The following is a 14,356-nucleotide window of genomic DNA, read 5'->3' as shown; positions in this document are numbered from 1 at the left end:
TGGGAGATGATCCAGGGAACCGACACGCGGCGACCGCCGTCAGGGCCGGGCTGCGCCGAGTGCGAGCACGACGCCGGCTGGTGGTTCCACCTGCGCCGATGCGTGGAATGCGGGCATGTGGGCTGCTGCGACGACTCCCTCGGGCAGCACGCCACGGCGCACTTCACCCAGACGGGCCACCGCTTCATCCAGAGCTACGAGCCCGGCGAGGACTGGTTCTGGGACTACCGCACCGCGCAGGTGGTCGACGGTCCCGAACTCGCCCCGCCGCGGAGCCACCCCGCGGATCAGACCGCACCCGGTCCGGCCGAGCGCGTGCCGGCGGATTGGCAGGACCAGCTTCTCCGCGCCAGAGCGGAGCGTGCTGCGGACTGACCGGGCTCAGCCGGTCTGCCCTGCCCGTCCGCGCCGTGACGCCGCTCCGATCGTCACGGCGAGTGCGGCCAGCACCACCGCCGCCCCGAGCAGCGCGCCATCGCCGAGCCACTGATGCGCGGCCGCGCCGGCGACGGCTCCGGCGGCCAGCGAGGCCCAGAGCAGCAGCGGACGACGCCACGCGGTCGCGGAACGGCCCGTGACGAGGGCGGCGAGCGCAAGGCCGAGGCTGACGAGCGTGCCCGTCGCGTAGGTGATCGCGATCCGTGCCCTGCCCTCGGCCAGGTAGAGGGTGTTCAGCGCGCCCATCGCACCAGCCAGCAACGCGAAACGCCACACGGTGTGCGGGAACGCGAATCCGACGGACGCGCACACCGCCACGGCGACGGCGCTCGCCGCGACCACGAGGCCGCGACGCCGCGCCTGCGGCCCCACGACGACCCCGCCCGCGGTGACGCCGATCACGAAGGCGGCGACGAGCGCGAGCGGGAGCAGGGCGCGCAGCGGGCCGTCCGCCCAGATCTCGACTCCCGCCTGCGTGGAGTTGCCGCTCATGAACGAGACGAAGAGCCCGCCGGTCTCGATGAAGCCGACGGCGTCGACGAACCCGGCGACGGCGCTGAGCGCCAGGGAGAGCGCGACCCCGCGCCGAGAGACCTCTCTCACGATTCGGATCCGCTCACTCGCACCGGTCCATCCTGAGGCCGGGTGCGGCTCCGCGGCAAACCGGGAACGACGTCGGGCCCGCCGGAGGATCCGACGGGCCCGACGCGCGGACGGCGCTCTATTGCGCGACAGCCTCGTTCCGACGCGGCAGCACCCATCCCGCGCGCGGGAAGTGGCACGTGTAGCCGTCGGGGTACCTCACGAGGTAGTCCTGATGCTCGGGCTCGGCCTCCCAGAACGGGCCCTTCGGCTCGATCGTGGTCACGGCCTTGGCCGGCCACAGTCCCGAGGCGTCGACGTCGGCGATCGTGTCGCGGGCGACGCGCTCCTGTTCGGGGCTGAGCGGGAAGATCGCCGAGCGGTAGCTCGTGCCGATGTCGTTGCCCTGGCGGTTCATGGTCGACGGGTCGTGGATCTGGAAGAAGAACGCGAGGATGTCGCGGTACGTGGTCTTCGACGGATCGAAGACGATCTCCACGGCCTCAGCGTGTCCTGGGTGGTTCCGGTAGGTGGCGTGATCGTTGCTGCCGCCCGTGTAGCCGACGCGCGTGCCGAGCACGCCCGGCTGGCGGCGGATCAGATCCTCCACCCCCCAGAAGCAGCCGCCGGCGAGGACGGCGGTCTCGGCGCCAGGAACCTGGGCGATGGATCCGGTGTCGGCGGGTCCGCTGGTCATGATGCGTTCTCCTCTGGGGTCTGCGGGGTGGTGGTCTCGAACAGTCCACGGTACGCGCCGTAGCCCTGCTCCTCGAGCTCGGCGGCGGGGATGAAGCGGAGAGAGGCCGAGTTCATGCAGTATCTCAGCCCTCCGGCGTCCCGCGGGCCGTCGTCGAACACGTGACCGAGGTGGCTGCCGGCTCCGGCGGAGATCGCCTCCGTGCGCACCATGCCGAAGGTGCGGTCGGTCTTGGTGGTGACGGCGTCCGCGTCGATCGGCCTGGTGAAGCTCGGCCAGCCTGTTCCGCTGTCGAACTTGTCCGTCGACGAGAACAGCGGCTGTCCGGAGACGACGTCGACGTAGATGCCGGGATCGTGGTTGTCCCAGTAGGCGTTGCGGAACGGCGGCTCGGTGCCGCCCTCCTGCGTCACCGCGTACTGGTGCGCGGTGAGCGCGCTCAGCGCCTCATCGGTCCTGCGATAGTCGGTGGGATTCATCGTGATGCTCCTCCTCTGACGCCGCTGGCTGCGGCGTCATCAGGAAGAACCACGATCGCGGCGGATTTGGTCCCGCGAAGCTGTGGCCCTGCTGTGAGTTCCCGGCCCGCGGCTCAGTCGCTCGCGCCGACCGCGTCCCTCGACGTGCGCCCGCCGGCGAGCAGCAGCGTGAACGAGACCAGCACGCACAGGGCGGTCAGGGCGAGGAACGACAGGGTGAACGAGGTTCCCGCCGCGAGCGCGCCGATCGCCAGCGCACCGATCCCGGTGCCCGCGTCGAACGCGACGTTCCACGCGGTGCTGGCGACGCCCTTCGCGTGCTCCCCCGCGACCTCGAACGCACGCACCAGAGTCACGTTCTGCATGGTGCCGAACGCCGTGCCGACGAGGAGCGCACCGCCGATGAGAACAACCGGGCTCGCGGGACCCGCCACCCCCGAGATCGCGGCCGCGATGGCTCCGAGGCCGAGCGCCGCGATCGCGAGCCCGGGCAGCACGAACCGATCCGCGCCGAACCGGTCGGCGGGACCCCCGACCGCCCAGCGCGCGACCGCCGCGGCCGCGGTGTAGAGGAACAGGGCGACGACCGTGAGCGCCGCATCGGGCACGAACTGAGGCGTGAAGGTGGTGATCGCACCGCCGGCGCACGTGACCGCGGTGAGCGCGAGGATGGGCGGCCAGAGCCGCACGAGTGCGCGACGCTCCTCGGACGGGCTCTCCCGTGGATCAGCCGCCGGTCCGGCACCACCCGGGAGCCCACCCGCTGCGGCGGCGCGCGCATGCCGCGCGATCGCGCCGCCCGCGGCGAGCGCGAACGGGACTCCGACCAACGGCAGCCCGGCGACGGTCAGGGCGACCGGCATGCCGGCCTGATCTGCGATCCATGGGGAGATCGGGGTGAGCACGAGCTGGGCGCCGGCGACCGCGAGGCCGTAGGCGCCGATCGCCCGTCCGCGTCGCTCGGGCGGGAACAGCGCGCCGATGGCGGAGGACCCGCTGACGGTGACGATGCCGAACCCGATGCCGCGCACCGCCGCGAGGGCCAGCACCTGCCCGGGCGTCGTCGCGAGGATCTCACCGAGCGCCGGCAGGCCGAGCAGCAGGCATGCGAGCGCGAGGCTGACCCGCCAGCCCATCCACGAACGCATCCGCTCCACCACGAGCTGGGTGAGGATCGTGGCGGCCATCAACACCGCGTTGACGAGCCCCGCAAGGAGCTCGTCCCCGCCGAGCGCGACCATGTGCATCGGCGCCACCGGCAGCATCACCGCGAACCCTGCGAAGGCGAACGTCGTCATCGCCAGCAGCGCGGGCATGCCGGGCTCACGCCACGGCGGGCCCGCGGGGTTCGCGATCCGCACCGCGTCACCCTGATCCTGAGCGCTCATCACCGCGCCACCCTATCGAGTCCTGCGCCAGTGGGTCTCGCCCGCCACTGCCGCGCGGCATCGACAGCACGGCCTGCCGGTGCCAGAATTCGGCGTACGGGGGCTGGACGAGGGGACGTCGTCATGGGCAGAGTTCCGAGCGCCCTGCGGATCCGCCCCCGTGCACACGGCGTCTGCGCCGTGGTCGTGCTTGCTCTGCTGCTGCCGGCGTGCACGGCCGGTGAGGCGCGACCGCAGTCGTCCGCGACGACCACCTCTTCCGCGACGCCGGCAGCTCCCATCGCGGGTCGCTTCGACGTCGGCGGCGGACGCAGGATCTATCTCGAGTGCCGCGGGAGCGGACCGGCGACGGTCGTCCTGATCGGCGGACTGCGTGCCGCCGCCGACTACTGGAACCGCACGGACACCAAGCCGATCACGGTGATGCAGGGCATCGGCGAGAGCGCGCGGGTGTGCGCCTACGACCGCCCCGGCACCGTGCGCGAGGGGAACGCGTTCAGCAGATCGGATCCGATCCCGCAGCCTTCCAGCGAGCGCTCCGCAGTCGCCGACCTCCATGCGCTCCTCGCCGCCGCCGACGTGCACGGCCCGTTCGTGCTCGTCGGCCATTCGTACGGCGGCTGCATCGCGCGGTTGTACGCGTCGACCTACCCCGACCAGGTGACAGGGATGGTGCTGGTCGACGCGCTCTCCGAGGCGGTCGCCGATGCGATGTCGCCTGAACAGTACGCGCAGCTGCAGACGTCCCAGCAGGTGCCCCCGGAGGACATCGCCGCATACCCGGGGATCGAACGGCTGGATTCCGGGGCCGTGAACGCTGAGCTCCGCACGGGACCGCCGATCCGGCCGATGCCGCTCACGGTGCTGTCCGCCGACCGGCTCATCGCCCCGCAGTGGCAGGCGATGATCGACTCCGGCCAGCTGCCGCCCGGGACGCCGAGCGATCTCGGCGCGGCGGTGGACAAGGCGCAGCAGGTCTCGCAGGCCTTTCAGGCTCATCTCGTCCCCGGCGCGGTGCACATCACCGACACGCACAGCGGACACGACATCCCGCTGGACAATCCCGTGATCGTGATCGACGCCATCCGCGACGTCGTCGCCAGGACGCGCTGACTTCGCGCCGTCCCGGCGGGTCAGCCCGCCGCGATCCAGGGCCGGGTGAATCCCAGCACGCGCTCGCCGTCGAGATCGGCGAGCGAGACGCCGACGAATGCGGTCGCCGCCTCCGAGCTCTGCCAGCGGAAGCGGTACTCGTCCGCCATGACCGCTTCGGCGATCGCGGCACCGGCGGACTCCGCGGTCTGCGCGTTCGCGAAAGCCCCCGACGAGCGCGCGACGTAGGCGGCGAGGAGGGATGCGTAGGGGCCGCCCTCTTCGGGACGGACGACGTTCGCCACGAAGGAGCTGGCGACCGCCGCCGGCTCGATGACGCTGACGCGGACGCCGAAGCGCTCGGCGACGACGGCGAGGGACTGCATGAACCCCTCGACGGCGAACTTCGCTCCGCAGTACGCGTCCGCGAAGGGCTGCCCGACGGTGCCGCCGACGCTCGTGATGGTGAGGATGCGGCCGCTGCCGCGCTCGCGCATGCCCGGCAGTACGAGCTTGGTGAGGTTCACCGGCGCCAGGTAGTTGACGTCGAGCTGATCCTGCACCTGCTGCATGCTGAGCTGCTCGGCCGTGGCGACGCTGCCGCGGCCGGCGTTGTTCACCAGCACGTGGATTCCGCCGTGTTCCGCCTCGATCTCGGCGACGAGCCGTGCGGCGGCGGCATGGTCCACGACATCGAGCGCGCGCACCTCGACCTCGACGCCGGCCGCGGCGGCCGCCTCATGCAGCTCCTCCGCGCGGCCCACATCGCGCATCGTGGCGACCACGTGCAGCCCTCGGCGCGCGAGTTCGACCGCGGCGTGCAGCCCCATGCCGGAGGAAGTTCCTGTGATCAGTGCGACGTCGGTCATGCGAGAACACTATGCCCGTCGCGCCCACGCGGAACACCGGATTCTCGCCGCCCGTCCGTGGTCGGCGGGGCTCACTCCCGCCGTGGGGGCGCCGCGCCCCGCGGGTACCCGCCGGGCAGGCGGTCCGGCGTCCAAGGACCCCAGTGCGGGGGCGGTCCCTCGCTCGGGCTGAGCGGGGCGTACCGTCGCCAGGCAGTGACGTAACGGAAGCCGGCGTACCAGACGGCCAGCGCCACCACGCAGAGCCCGATCAGCACGCCGGCCACGACCGCGATGACCATCGGCGCGCCGAGCGCGGTGCACATCCCTCCGACGAACATCCCCGTCACGGTCGCGTTCACGAGCACGCTCAGCATCATCGACGAGCCCAGGATCTGCTCGATCCCGCTGCGATGCCGGAAGAACGAGTACGTCACCCTCATGCCCAGCTCGTCGTCATGCGTCGAGGCGAGGAAGTAGGCGGCGGCACCCGGATCCACGTCCGCGTAGCCGGCACGGATCCGGTTCATCGCCGTGACGTACATGAAGTCCTCTTCCGAAACCACAAGCACGCGCATCAGCGTCAGCAGCCCGACGGCGGCGAGGAAGCCGAGGATCCCGAGAGCGGCCGGAGGGAACCAGTCCGCGAAGTGCGACGCCTGGCCGAGGAGCCCGATCGTGACCAGTCCGGCGGAGACGAGCGTCAGGTGGATCGTGATCCGGGTGAGCACTTCGCTCTGCGCCGTGCTGCGCGCGGCGAGCAGCCCCCAGTGCTCGGTCGCGAGTATCTGCAGCCGGCGCGCGAGGGCCGCGTCGGCGGTGCCATCGTCGACATCCGTCCCCATGATCCATGGTCCCACCGAGGCGGGGACGGCGGAAGGGGCGACGGCCGCGGGACGATGGATCCGGCGGCACGAACCCGGCCCGGTGTCCCGCCGGGCGTGCAGGATGGGGGCATGACATCGCACACCCCCTCCCCGCGGCAGCTGCGCCTGATCATCGAGACTGACGATTTCGACAGCGCGATCCGGTTCTATCGCGACGTGCTCGGGATGCCGGAGCAGCTCGCCTTCGCCACCGAGGGTGACGACCGAGTGGCGATCCTGCATGCCGGCGTCGCCACGATCGAGCTGGCGACGCCGACGCACGCGAAGAACATCGATGACGTCGAGGGGGCGCCGCACACGCCGGGAGTGCTGCGGATCGCCCTGGAGGTCGCCGACACCGAACAGGCCGTCGCGGCCGCGCGAGACGACGGCGCCGAGGTGATCGCCCCGCCCGTGAAGACCCCCTTCCAGAGCCTCAACGCCCGCGTGCAGGGCCCCGCCGGCTGGCAGGTGACCTTCTTCCAGGAGCTCGAGACGCTCGATGAGCGCGCCGCACGGGAGGGCTTCACGACGGACGACGTACGCGACCGGTGAACGGCGCGTGACGGACGCCGCGGTCAGGTCGTGGTCAGCGCGGCCTGGAGTTCGCGGATGGTGACAGCCAGATCTCCGCGCGCGAGCAGTCCGGCACCGAGCGGCCCCGCCCGGTCCTCCCCCAGCGCAGGCAGCTGGGCGAGCGCCGCCCGGACGGGCGCGGTGAGGTGCGCGAGCTGCCAGCGGACCTCGTCCTCCCGCGCATTGTCGCGATCAGGCGCCACCAGGCCGGCCGCCTTCGCGGCGTAGGCCGCCGCACCGAGGGCGTGCGCACCCATGTGCGCCACACCGGACGCCTGGCCCGCCGCGCGTGCCGCGGCGACCGCGGCGGGACCGAGCGCCGCCTGAGCCGCCCGGCCGGCGACGAAGCGTCGGCGGATCTCTCCCGCCGCATCGAGCTCGCCCCGCGCGAACGCCCTGGCCCGTGCGATCCCGTCCCGCGGGCGGTCGTCATCGGGCGCCTCAGCCTCGAACAGACCGAGCACGCGCTCGGCGCAGTCCGCGGCCCACAGAGCCACGACCCGCCGTTCCGCCTCGCTGAGCGCCTGCCGAGATGCCATCGCCGCCATTCTCGCGCGCAGACGACGGAACGGCGAACGGCGCAGCGGGTCGAGGCGGGTCAGCCGATCGGCCTGCTGTGCCCGCGGCGGGCATCGCGGTCGAATACGCCGAGGATGTCGGCCGGTCCGCCGGCCGCGCCGATCGCGTGCGGGATCATCGTGGGGAACTCGGCGGCCTGGTCCGCCTCGATGAGGAACCGTCGGTTACCCAGGCGCAGGGTGACGGCTCCCGAGAGGACCATCAGCCACTCCTTGCCCGCGTGCGCGCGCAGACCGGTCGGACCATCGGACACCGGGTCGACGAGGCGTCGGCGCAAGACCGTCAGGTTCGGATCGGATCGCATCGGCCAGCGCAGCAGACGTCCGCCCTCCTCCCGGGTGGGTCGGATCACCACATCGGCGACGTCCGTCTCGACGAGCTGGTCGAGAGTGGTGTCGAGCGCCCGCGCGAGGGACGTGAGCTGGTCCAGCGCCAGGCGGCGCTGTCCGTTCTCGATGCGACTCAACGTCGAAGCGCTGAGGTGAGAGCGTTCGGCCAGCTCGTCGAGCGACCAGCCCTGCGCGAGCCGGAGCGCACGAAGGCGCTGGCGCACCAGGGCATCCACCGAACCATCTTCTTGCGTCATGCGCAAGATTATATGCGCGTGAGGCATGCATCGTCCTAGCCTGAGGGGCCGAGCCGCCCGCCGGCGATCGACCGAACGGCCCGGAGAAGCGGGGAAGAACGTGGAGAGGAATGGGATGACGGAGACCGAGGAACTGCCCCAGGAGATCGTGGATGCCGTGGTGATCGGTGCGGGCCCGGCCGGCCTGAGCGGCGCGGTCGCCCTCGCCCGATCACGCCGATCGGTCGTCGTGATCGACAGCGGCGAGCCGCGCAACGCCCCAGCTGACGGCGTGCACGTACTGCTCGGCCGCGAAGGCATCGCTCCTCTCGAGCTGCAGGCCCTGGGGCGAGAAGAGGTGCGCGGCTACGGCGGCCGCGTCGCGCATGGGACCGTGGCATCCGTGCTGCCCGGAGACCCCGACAGCGCAAAGCCGTTCACCGTCGAGCTCGACGGCGGGCGGATCGCCCGCGCGCGACGTCTGCTCGCGGCGACTGGAGTCCGCGACACCCTCCCGGAGATTCCCGGGCTGGCCGAGAACTGGGGCCGCGGCGTCGTGCACTGCCCGTACTGCCACGGCTGGGAGGTGCGGGAGCAGCCGATCGGCGTCCTCGCGACCGCAGCCGGATCCGTGCACCAGGCGCTGCTGTTCCGGCAGCTGTCGGACGACGTCGTCTTCTACGCCGCAGGCAGGGACCTCGACGCGGACACGCGAGCACGGTTCGCCGCACGCGGCATCCGGATCGTGGAGGCCCCGGTGGCGGCCGTCGAGTTCGCCGCGAACGGCGTCACCGGCGTCCGCCTCGCGGACGGCAGCGTCGAACCCCGCCGCGCGATCGCCGTCGCGAGCATCGTCGAACCGCGCCTGACCGGACTCGACGGGCTCGCATTGCCGCTGGAGGACCTGCCGGGCGGCGCGGGGCGGCGCGTCCTCAGCGGCCCGGCCGGCGCCACCACGGTCGCCGGAGTGTGGGTCGCGGGCAACGTCACCGATCCGTTCGCCCAGGTCGGCGCGTCCGCAGCGGCCGGGGTCATGGCCGGGGCGCACATCAACGCGGACCTGATCGCCGCAGAGACGGACCGCGCGCTTCGCGACCGCGACAGCGCGGCGGCGTGAGCTAGGCGGACCGCTGAGCCAGGCTCTGACGGCCGACGGCACGCAGAAGGCCCGGAGACTCTGGCGAGTTTCCGGGCCTTTCTCGGTCGGGCTGACAGGATTTGAACCTGCGACCCCTTGACCCCCAGTCAAGTGCGCTACCAAGCTGCGCCACAGCCCGTGGACGACCGCGCCGGAGCGCGGGCAACTCCCTTATCGTAGCCGACTCCTGAGGGCTCCGCGAAACCGGCGCGGTCCGGGCGCGGCGCGGATGTCGACGGCGCCGCGTAGGGTCGGGATCATGACCACGATCACGACGAAGGCAGCGACGCCCACGGAGTGGGACGACGTGCAGCGGACGCTCACCGGAGGCGGCGACGGGGCCTCATGCCAGTGCGTCTGGCCGGTGCTCCGCAGCAAGGACTGGAACGCGACCACGAAGGAGCAGCGGGTCGAGATCCTGCGCGATGAGATCACGAGCGGCCCGCCGCCGGGCATCGTGGCCTATGTCGACGGCGAGGCCGCGGGCTGGATCCGCATCGGTCCTCGACCGGCGCAGGCCCGGCTCGGGTACACGCGCACCATCGTCGCCGCGACGCAGGAGCCGCTCGACGACGGCGACGTATGGGCGGTGAGCTGCTTCTCAGTGCGCCGCGACCAGCGCGGCAAGGGGCTGAACGCGGCACTCCTGGCAGCGGCGGTCGACTACGCCCGCGAGTCGGGCGCCCGCGTCATCGAGGGCTACCCGGTCGACACCTCCGCCGTGAAGGCGTCGTCGAACGACCTGTTCCACGGGGCGCTGTCGACCTTCCTCACCGCAGGATTCTCGGTCGTCGGCGAGCTGCGCTCGGGGCGTCCGCTGGTGGCCCTGAACGTCGCCGCATAGCGATACGGGTGGATCCGGTCACGGCGAGCGGCACGGCAGCGCACTCCTACGATGGAGGGATGCAGAGCCGCACCCGACTTCGCGCCCTGTGGCCGTTCGCGCCGTACATCGTCGTCTCGGCGATCCACGTGATCGCGAACGCGACGCACAGCCCGCTCACGACGCCGACCAAGGCGCTCCTCATGCCGCTGCTGGCCCTGCCCGTCCTGCTGGCGTGGAAGACGCTGGCACCGCGGGGCGCCGCTGTCCTGCTGACGGCGGCGTTGGCCTTCTCCTGGCTGGGCGACGAGGCCGGCCTGTTCTTCCCGTTCGCGCCCGAGCTGCCGCTCATGCTGGGCTTCTTCGGCCTTGCGCACATCGCCTACATCCTGCTGTTCCTGCGTCACCTCCGCGTGCGCCGACTGCCGATGTGGACCGTCGTCTTCGTGCTCTGGTGGCTGTTCATGATCGCGATCCTCGGCCCGCACACCGGATCCCTGCTCGTCGCCGTCGGCGCGTACGGCATCGTTCTGGCGGGCACGGCGGCGACGTCCGCCCGCTGCCGGACGATGATCGCCTGGGGAGGCGTCTTCTTCCTCTCCAGCGACTCGATCCTCGCGTTCCGCCTGTTCCAGCCCGAGGCGATGCCCGACTGGACCAGCCCCGCGGTCATGGTCACGTACACGATCGGACAGGGCCTGATCGTCGCCGGAGCGCTGCTCGCACTGCGTCGCGAGGATCCAGCCCCGGCGCACACCCGCGCCGCACTCGCCGACCGCGACAGGGAGTCGCTCGCATGAGCGTCGAACCGTGGGCGAGCGGGCCCGTTCGCATCGACAGCTGGCTCTGGGCAGTGCGCCTATTCAAGACGCGCTCCGCCGCGACGACCGCCTGCCGCGCCGGACATGTGCGACTCAACGGCGATCGGGTCAAGGCCGCGCAGACCGTGAAGATCGGCGACGAGCTGCGGATCCGCATCAGCGGGTTCGATCGGATCCTGATCGTCCGCCAGACGCTCGTCAAACGGGTCGGCGCACCCCTCGCCGCCGTCGCTGCCGAGGACCGCACTCCCCCGCGCGACCCGGTCGCCGCCGCAGGCCTCCGAGACCGCGGCGCGGGCCGGCCCACCAAGCGCGAGCGCCGCGACATCGACCGCCTGCGCGGACGCGAGCACGACGGACAGCGCACCGAGTGGTGATGGATAATTCTCCCTTGATCAGGGAGAAAGTCCGCCCGCACCTCTTCCGTTCATCGAACATTTGTTCTATACTGGGAGCATGACCGAAGCCCAGCTCCCGCCCGCCGCAGAACGCGGCGCGCTCCTGGATGCGTGGGTCGTGAAGCGGGCCGAGATCGCGCGGCTCGAGGGCGAGGCATCCGAGCTGCTCGCCTCCAGGGCCGAGCTCTTCGACGCGGACGTTCGTGCCGATCCTCAGCACCGCGACATGATCCGCCGGTCGATGATCGCGGAGTACTCCGCTGCCGGGCGCATCTCGAAGACCGCCGCGGAACTCGGCTTCAACGACGCGGCGGCGCTGGTCGAGTTCTTCCCCGCGCTGCGGCACGCTCTGCGACAGGGCGCGATCACAGCGCAGCACGTCCGTGTGCTCGTCGCCGCTGCCGCTCCCGTCCGCGAGGCGGTGCTCAACGGGCTCCTCGATGCCGATGCGCTCGCGGTGTACGAGATTGCCGCACTCACGATCGCCGAGCACGAGACACCCGCACGCACCCGACCGCACGCTCGGCAGATCGCCGCGACCCTCGCCGGGGAGAGCATCAGGGAGCGCCACGCCAGGGCTGCGTCCGAACGCCAGATCACGATCCGGCCCCTCGATGATGGTCTGGCTCTGCTGACAGCGGTGCTGCCCGAGTTGTATGCCGTCGCGATCATGGATCGTCTTCGCAGTCTCGCGACGGCCGTCGCGGCTGCGGGGCGGACCCGCCGCGAGAACGATCTCGATCTGATCTTCTCCGATCCGATCTCGGAGCGCTTCGCGGGCGCGGATCCCGACGAGTTCCCGCTCCCCGAGGATCTCCTCCCCGACGACCCGCGGCTGGAGACGTACGACCGCATCGCCGCAGCGGGAACATACGCCCTCGACCCGGACCATGACCTGCACGATCCCCAGACCGACACGTGCGCAGCCACCAAGGTCGGCCCCGACGCCCGACCCGAGTTCGTCGCGGCTGACGGCCGGACCCGTCGTGAGATCGAAGCCGATGCCTTCATCGATCTGCTGCTCGCATCGACGCCCTCCGAGGCGCTCGGCACGGGCCTGGATCGGATCACCGCGACCGTGCAGGTCACGATCGCCGGCACCACTCTCGCCGGGGAGGACGACCGACTCGCCGAGCTCGACGGACATGGTCCGCTGCATCCCGACATCGCCCGGGATCTCGCCCGCCGGACCGGCGGGTGGAATCGGCTGTTCCTGGATGACACCGGCATGGTCACGAAGGTCGACCGCTACACGCCGTCGACGGCGATGAAGCGGTTCCTCCGGGCAAGGGATCAGCGGTGCCGTTTCCCGGGGTGCCAGACTCCCGCCCGCCGCTGCGAGATCGATCACAACGACGACTTCGCCCGGGGCGGACCGACGGAGATCACCAATCTGAGCGACTTCTGTCCGGGGCATCACGCGCTCAAGCATCCCGATATCGACGACGGCCACCGCTGGACCGCTCGGCAGCTCCCCGATGGAACCCTGCGCTGGACGAGTCCGACCGGCCGCACGTACGACGACCACGCGCCGCGCCGCGTCATGTTCGCCTGAACGCACCCCGCGGACGTGTGCCCCGTCGGCGGCTGCCGAGGCTACGCGCCCGCCGGCTGCGTCGCCTCATCCAGCTGATCGAGCAGCCAGCGCACCGGCCGCACCTCGGCCGGATCTCCCTCGCCCGACAGCGCCTCGATGCGGGCGGTCAGGCCGCGATCGCTCGTGACGACGAACACGCGGTCGCCCGAAGCCAGGTGTTCGGCGGCGACGTCGACGATCACGTCATCACCGGCTGCGGGAGCCCGCACGACCTCGACGGCGCACGCCACGTCGGCGTTGTCGGCGGGATCCGAGACGTCCCGCGCCGCACCTTCGGCGACGAGCACCACCCGTGGATGCCAGCGCGTCGAGTCCAGCGCGACCCGATCGGCGGAGACGCCTCGACGCGCCCAGGCGTCCAGCCGGTCGCGGAGACGTGCCGTCGCGGAGGCACGGTCCTTCCACCAGCCGTCCGGCACGGATCCGACGACGTTCGCGGCATCGACGACCACCACCGGTCGCACGTCCAGCAGGGCGCGCAGTTCCGGCCACGCGGCGGCGAAGCCCGGATGCAGCGAGCGACGATCCACCCCATCGACGGGCACCCATTGCAGCGCCAGGCTCTCGGGATCGCTGATCACCGGCTCGAACGGCACCACCACGTCCGCCACCACGGTCGTGTAGCTCCAGATCCCCAGATCCAGTACGCTCTCGAAGCGCGCGCGGACGGCGCCGTCCGGAACGCCGGCCTCCTCCTGCGCCTCACGGATCGCCCCCTCGCGGGCCGACTCCCCGTCATGCAGGGCGCCCCCGGGCAGCGCCCAGGTTCCGCCGTGGTGCGACCACGCGACCCGATGCTGCAGCAGCACGCCGCGCTCGCGGTCGTACGCGAGCAGCCCCGCGGCTCCGTACCTGCCCCAGTACCGCTCCCCCGTCGGAGCCGCCACCCAGGCGTCGCCGCTGTTCAGCGGGCCATGTGGGCGGCGAGGCTCGCCAGGCTCCGGGGGGACGATCGTCACTCCTCCACCTTTTCACACGCCGCCGATCGATGCCTCCGTGCGACGGATCGTTGCACGCCCGCACCGTTGCGAGAATGGTGGGCATGAACGACGCCTACGAGCTGGACGACGATCCCTCCCGCATCCAGACCGAAGCCGTGTGGATCTGGCTCTCGACCGAGGTCTACTGGGGGCGCTGGCGCACGCGCGCCGACGTCGAGACCCAGCTCGCGAACGCGTGGCGCGTCGTCGGCGTCTATCGCGCCGACACCGGCGAGCAGGTGGGTTTCGCCCGCGCGGTCTCGGACGGCGTCGGGTTCGCCTACCTCGCCGACGTCTACATCGACCACGCGCACCGCGGCCACGGCCTCGGCAAGCGCATGATGCAGCTCATGATCGACGACGGCCCGGGTGCGGACATGCGCTGGACGCTGTTCACGAGCGACGCGCACGGCCTCTATCGTCAGTTCGGATTCACCGAGCCCGACCGCACCGCGATGGTGCGCGCCGCGCGCCAGGGCTGACCGGACA

Annotated in this window: 18 protein-coding genes and 1 tRNA gene; 9 read left to right on the top strand and 10 right to left on the bottom strand. The window is 71.6% G+C overall.

Translation table 11 applies throughout. The annotated features are described in order from the left end of the window. Window positions 1-6: 6 nt before the first annotated feature. Window positions 7-375: a UBP-type zinc finger domain-containing protein gene (locus tag LXM50_RS00245; RefSeq protein ID WP_233309107.1), complete on the top strand. Its 369-nt coding sequence runs from the start codon at window positions 7-9 to the stop codon at window positions 373-375. A 6-nt stretch (window positions 376-381) separates the two neighbouring features. Here the strand turns inward: LXM50_RS00245 and LXM50_RS00240 are convergent, their stop codons facing one another. From LXM50_RS00240 to LXM50_RS00225, 4 genes are all read right to left on the bottom strand, one after another. Continuing rightward, the gene (locus LXM50_RS00240) at window positions 382-1,041 is read right to left on the bottom strand and encodes a DUF1275 family protein (RefSeq protein WP_233309106.1); all 660 of its coding nucleotides are present in this window, start codon (window positions 1,039-1,041) and stop codon (window positions 382-384) included. Window positions 1,042-1,159: 118 nt separating this feature from the next. Continuing rightward, window positions 1,160-1,717: a peptide-methionine (S)-S-oxide reductase MsrA gene (msrA, locus tag LXM50_RS00235; protein WP_233309105.1), complete on the bottom strand. Its 558-nt coding sequence runs from the start codon at window positions 1,715-1,717 to the stop codon at window positions 1,160-1,162. Beyond that, a complete protein-coding gene (gene msrB, locus LXM50_RS00230; protein ID WP_233309104.1) occupies window positions 1,714-2,196 on the bottom strand; it encodes a peptide-methionine (R)-S-oxide reductase MsrB in 483 nt (160 codons plus the stop codon). The genes msrA and msrB overlap by 4 nt, the downstream gene beginning before the upstream one ends. Window positions 2,197-2,309: 113 nt before the next feature. Beyond that, complete coding sequence (locus LXM50_RS00225) at window positions 2,310-3,584, bottom strand: MFS transporter (protein WP_233309103.1); 1,275 nt, start codon at window positions 3,582-3,584, stop codon at window positions 2,310-2,312. A gap of 123 nt (window positions 3,585-3,707) precedes the next feature. Here LXM50_RS00225 and LXM50_RS00220 point away from each other — a divergent pair, with 123 nt between their 5' ends. After that, complete coding sequence (locus tag LXM50_RS00220; protein WP_233309102.1) at window positions 3,708-4,697, top strand: alpha/beta fold hydrolase; 990 nt, start codon at window positions 3,708-3,710, stop codon at window positions 4,695-4,697. 20 nt (window positions 4,698-4,717) lie between these two features. On the opposite strand, the gene LXM50_RS00215 is transcribed toward LXM50_RS00220, so the two are convergent. After that, on the bottom strand, window positions 4,718-5,545 hold the full coding sequence (locus tag LXM50_RS00215) for an SDR family NAD(P)-dependent oxidoreductase (RefSeq protein WP_233309101.1): 828 nt from the start codon (window positions 5,543-5,545) through the stop codon (window positions 4,718-4,720). Between the two features lie 71 nt (window positions 5,546-5,616). After that, on the bottom strand, window positions 5,617-6,369 hold the full coding sequence (locus LXM50_RS00210) for a hypothetical protein (protein ID WP_233309100.1): 753 nt from the start codon (window positions 6,367-6,369) through the stop codon (window positions 5,617-5,619). Window positions 6,370-6,480: 111 nt separating this feature from the next. On the opposite strand from LXM50_RS00210, the gene LXM50_RS00205 reads away from it, so the two are divergent. Beyond that, a complete protein-coding gene (locus LXM50_RS00205) occupies window positions 6,481-6,945 on the top strand; it encodes a glyoxalase/bleomycin resistance/extradiol dioxygenase family protein (protein WP_233309099.1) in 465 nt (154 codons plus the stop codon). A gap of 23 nt (window positions 6,946-6,968) precedes the next feature. Here LXM50_RS00205 and LXM50_RS00200 read toward each other — a convergent pair whose 3' ends face one another. Continuing rightward, the gene (locus tag LXM50_RS00200) at window positions 6,969-7,505 is read right to left on the bottom strand and encodes a putative immunity protein (RefSeq protein ID WP_233309098.1); all 537 of its coding nucleotides are present in this window, start codon (window positions 7,503-7,505) and stop codon (window positions 6,969-6,971) included. A 59-nt stretch (window positions 7,506-7,564) separates the two neighbouring features. Beyond that, entirely contained in the window at window positions 7,565-8,131 is a 567-nt protein-coding gene (locus LXM50_RS00195; RefSeq protein WP_233309097.1) for a helix-turn-helix domain-containing protein, read from the bottom strand. A gap of 115 nt (window positions 8,132-8,246) precedes the next feature. On the opposite strand from LXM50_RS00195, the gene LXM50_RS00190 reads away from it, so the two are divergent. Next, on the top strand, window positions 8,247-9,227 hold the full coding sequence (locus tag LXM50_RS00190; RefSeq protein WP_233309096.1) for an NAD(P)/FAD-dependent oxidoreductase: 981 nt from the start codon (window positions 8,247-8,249) through the stop codon (window positions 9,225-9,227). Between the two features lie 86 nt (window positions 9,228-9,313). Here LXM50_RS00190 and LXM50_RS00185 read toward each other — a convergent pair. Then, window positions 9,314-9,387 (bottom strand) — tRNA-Pro (locus LXM50_RS00185). Window positions 9,388-9,507: 120 nt separating this feature from the next. Between LXM50_RS00185 and LXM50_RS00180 the strand changes: the two genes are divergently transcribed. The 4 genes from LXM50_RS00180 to LXM50_RS00165 all read left to right on the top strand — a co-directional run bounded on the left by LXM50_RS00180 (window position 9,508) and on the right by LXM50_RS00165 (window position 12,845). Beyond that, window positions 9,508-10,092, top strand: coding sequence for a GNAT family N-acetyltransferase (locus LXM50_RS00180; RefSeq protein ID WP_233309095.1), 585 nt, complete (start codon window positions 9,508-9,510; stop codon window positions 10,090-10,092). Between the two features lie 59 nt (window positions 10,093-10,151). Further along, a complete protein-coding gene (locus tag LXM50_RS00175; RefSeq protein ID WP_233309094.1) occupies window positions 10,152-10,871 on the top strand; it encodes a lysoplasmalogenase in 720 nt (239 codons plus the stop codon). Continuing rightward, on the top strand, window positions 10,868-11,269 hold the full coding sequence (locus tag LXM50_RS00170) for an RNA-binding S4 domain-containing protein (protein ID WP_233309093.1): 402 nt from the start codon (window positions 10,868-10,870) through the stop codon (window positions 11,267-11,269). Before LXM50_RS00175 ends, LXM50_RS00170 begins: the two co-directional genes overlap by 4 nt. Before the next feature lie 79 nt (window positions 11,270-11,348). After that, complete coding sequence (locus tag LXM50_RS00165) at window positions 11,349-12,845, top strand: HNH endonuclease signature motif containing protein (protein ID WP_233309092.1); 1,497 nt, start codon at window positions 11,349-11,351, stop codon at window positions 12,843-12,845. 41 nt (window positions 12,846-12,886) lie between these two features. On the opposite strand, the gene LXM50_RS00160 is transcribed toward LXM50_RS00165, so the two are convergent. Beyond that, window positions 12,887-13,846, bottom strand: coding sequence for an NUDIX domain-containing protein (locus tag LXM50_RS00160; protein WP_233309091.1), 960 nt, complete (start codon window positions 13,844-13,846; stop codon window positions 12,887-12,889). Between the two features lie 83 nt (window positions 13,847-13,929). On the opposite strand from LXM50_RS00160, the gene LXM50_RS00155 reads away from it, so the two are divergent. After that, window positions 13,930-14,349, top strand: coding sequence for a GNAT family N-acetyltransferase (locus LXM50_RS00155; RefSeq protein WP_233309090.1), 420 nt, complete (start codon window positions 13,930-13,932; stop codon window positions 14,347-14,349). The last annotated feature ends 7 nt before the right edge of the window (window positions 14,350-14,356 follow it).

Origin of the sequence: Microbacterium sp. Au-Mic1 (assembly GCF_021341785.1) — a bacterium.
Taxonomy (GTDB): Bacteria; Actinomycetota; Actinomycetes; order Actinomycetales; family Microbacteriaceae; genus Microbacterium.
The sequence above is the reverse complement of the archived record's forward strand: the minus strand, read 5'-3'. Positions and strand labels throughout refer to the sequence as shown.

Coding starts and splice junctions, on each gene's coding strand:
- LXM50_RS00245 (WP_233309107.1), top strand. CDS start 7: ATGATCCAGGGAACCGACACGCGGCGACCGCCGTCAGGGCCGGGCTGC.
- msrA (WP_233309105.1), bottom strand. CDS start 1,717: ATGACCAGCGGACCCGCCGACACCGGATCCATCGCCCAGGTTCCTGGC.
- msrB (WP_233309104.1), bottom strand. CDS start 2,196: ATGAATCCCACCGACTATCGCAGGACCGATGAGGCGCTGAGCGCGCTC.
- LXM50_RS00225 (WP_233309103.1), bottom strand. CDS start 3,584: ATGAGCGCTCAGGATCAGGGTGACGCGGTGCGGATCGCGAACCCCGCG.
- LXM50_RS00220 (WP_233309102.1), top strand. CDS start 3,708: ATGGGCAGAGTTCCGAGCGCCCTGCGGATCCGCCCCCGTGCACACGGC.
- LXM50_RS00215 (WP_233309101.1), bottom strand. CDS start 5,545: ATGACCGACGTCGCACTGATCACAGGAACTTCCTCCGGCATGGGGCTG.
- LXM50_RS00210 (WP_233309100.1), bottom strand. CDS start 6,369: ATGGGGACGGATGTCGACGATGGCACCGCCGACGCGGCCCTCGCGCGC.
- LXM50_RS00205 (WP_233309099.1), top strand. CDS start 6,481: ATGACATCGCACACCCCCTCCCCGCGGCAGCTGCGCCTGATCATCGAG.
- LXM50_RS00200 (WP_233309098.1), bottom strand. CDS start 7,505: ATGGCATCTCGGCAGGCGCTCAGCGAGGCGGAACGGCGGGTCGTGGCT.
- LXM50_RS00195 (WP_233309097.1), bottom strand. CDS start 8,131: ATGACGCAAGAAGATGGTTCGGTGGATGCCCTGGTGCGCCAGCGCCTT.
- LXM50_RS00190 (WP_233309096.1), top strand. CDS start 8,247: ATGACGGAGACCGAGGAACTGCCCCAGGAGATCGTGGATGCCGTGGTG.
- LXM50_RS00180 (WP_233309095.1), top strand. CDS start 9,508: ATGACCACGATCACGACGAAGGCAGCGACGCCCACGGAGTGGGACGAC.
- LXM50_RS00175 (WP_233309094.1), top strand. CDS start 10,152: ATGCAGAGCCGCACCCGACTTCGCGCCCTGTGGCCGTTCGCGCCGTAC.
- LXM50_RS00170 (WP_233309093.1), top strand. CDS start 10,868: ATGAGCGTCGAACCGTGGGCGAGCGGGCCCGTTCGCATCGACAGCTGG.
- LXM50_RS00165 (WP_233309092.1), top strand. CDS start 11,349: ATGACCGAAGCCCAGCTCCCGCCCGCCGCAGAACGCGGCGCGCTCCTG.
- LXM50_RS00155 (WP_233309090.1), top strand. CDS start 13,930: ATGAACGACGCCTACGAGCTGGACGACGATCCCTCCCGCATCCAGACC.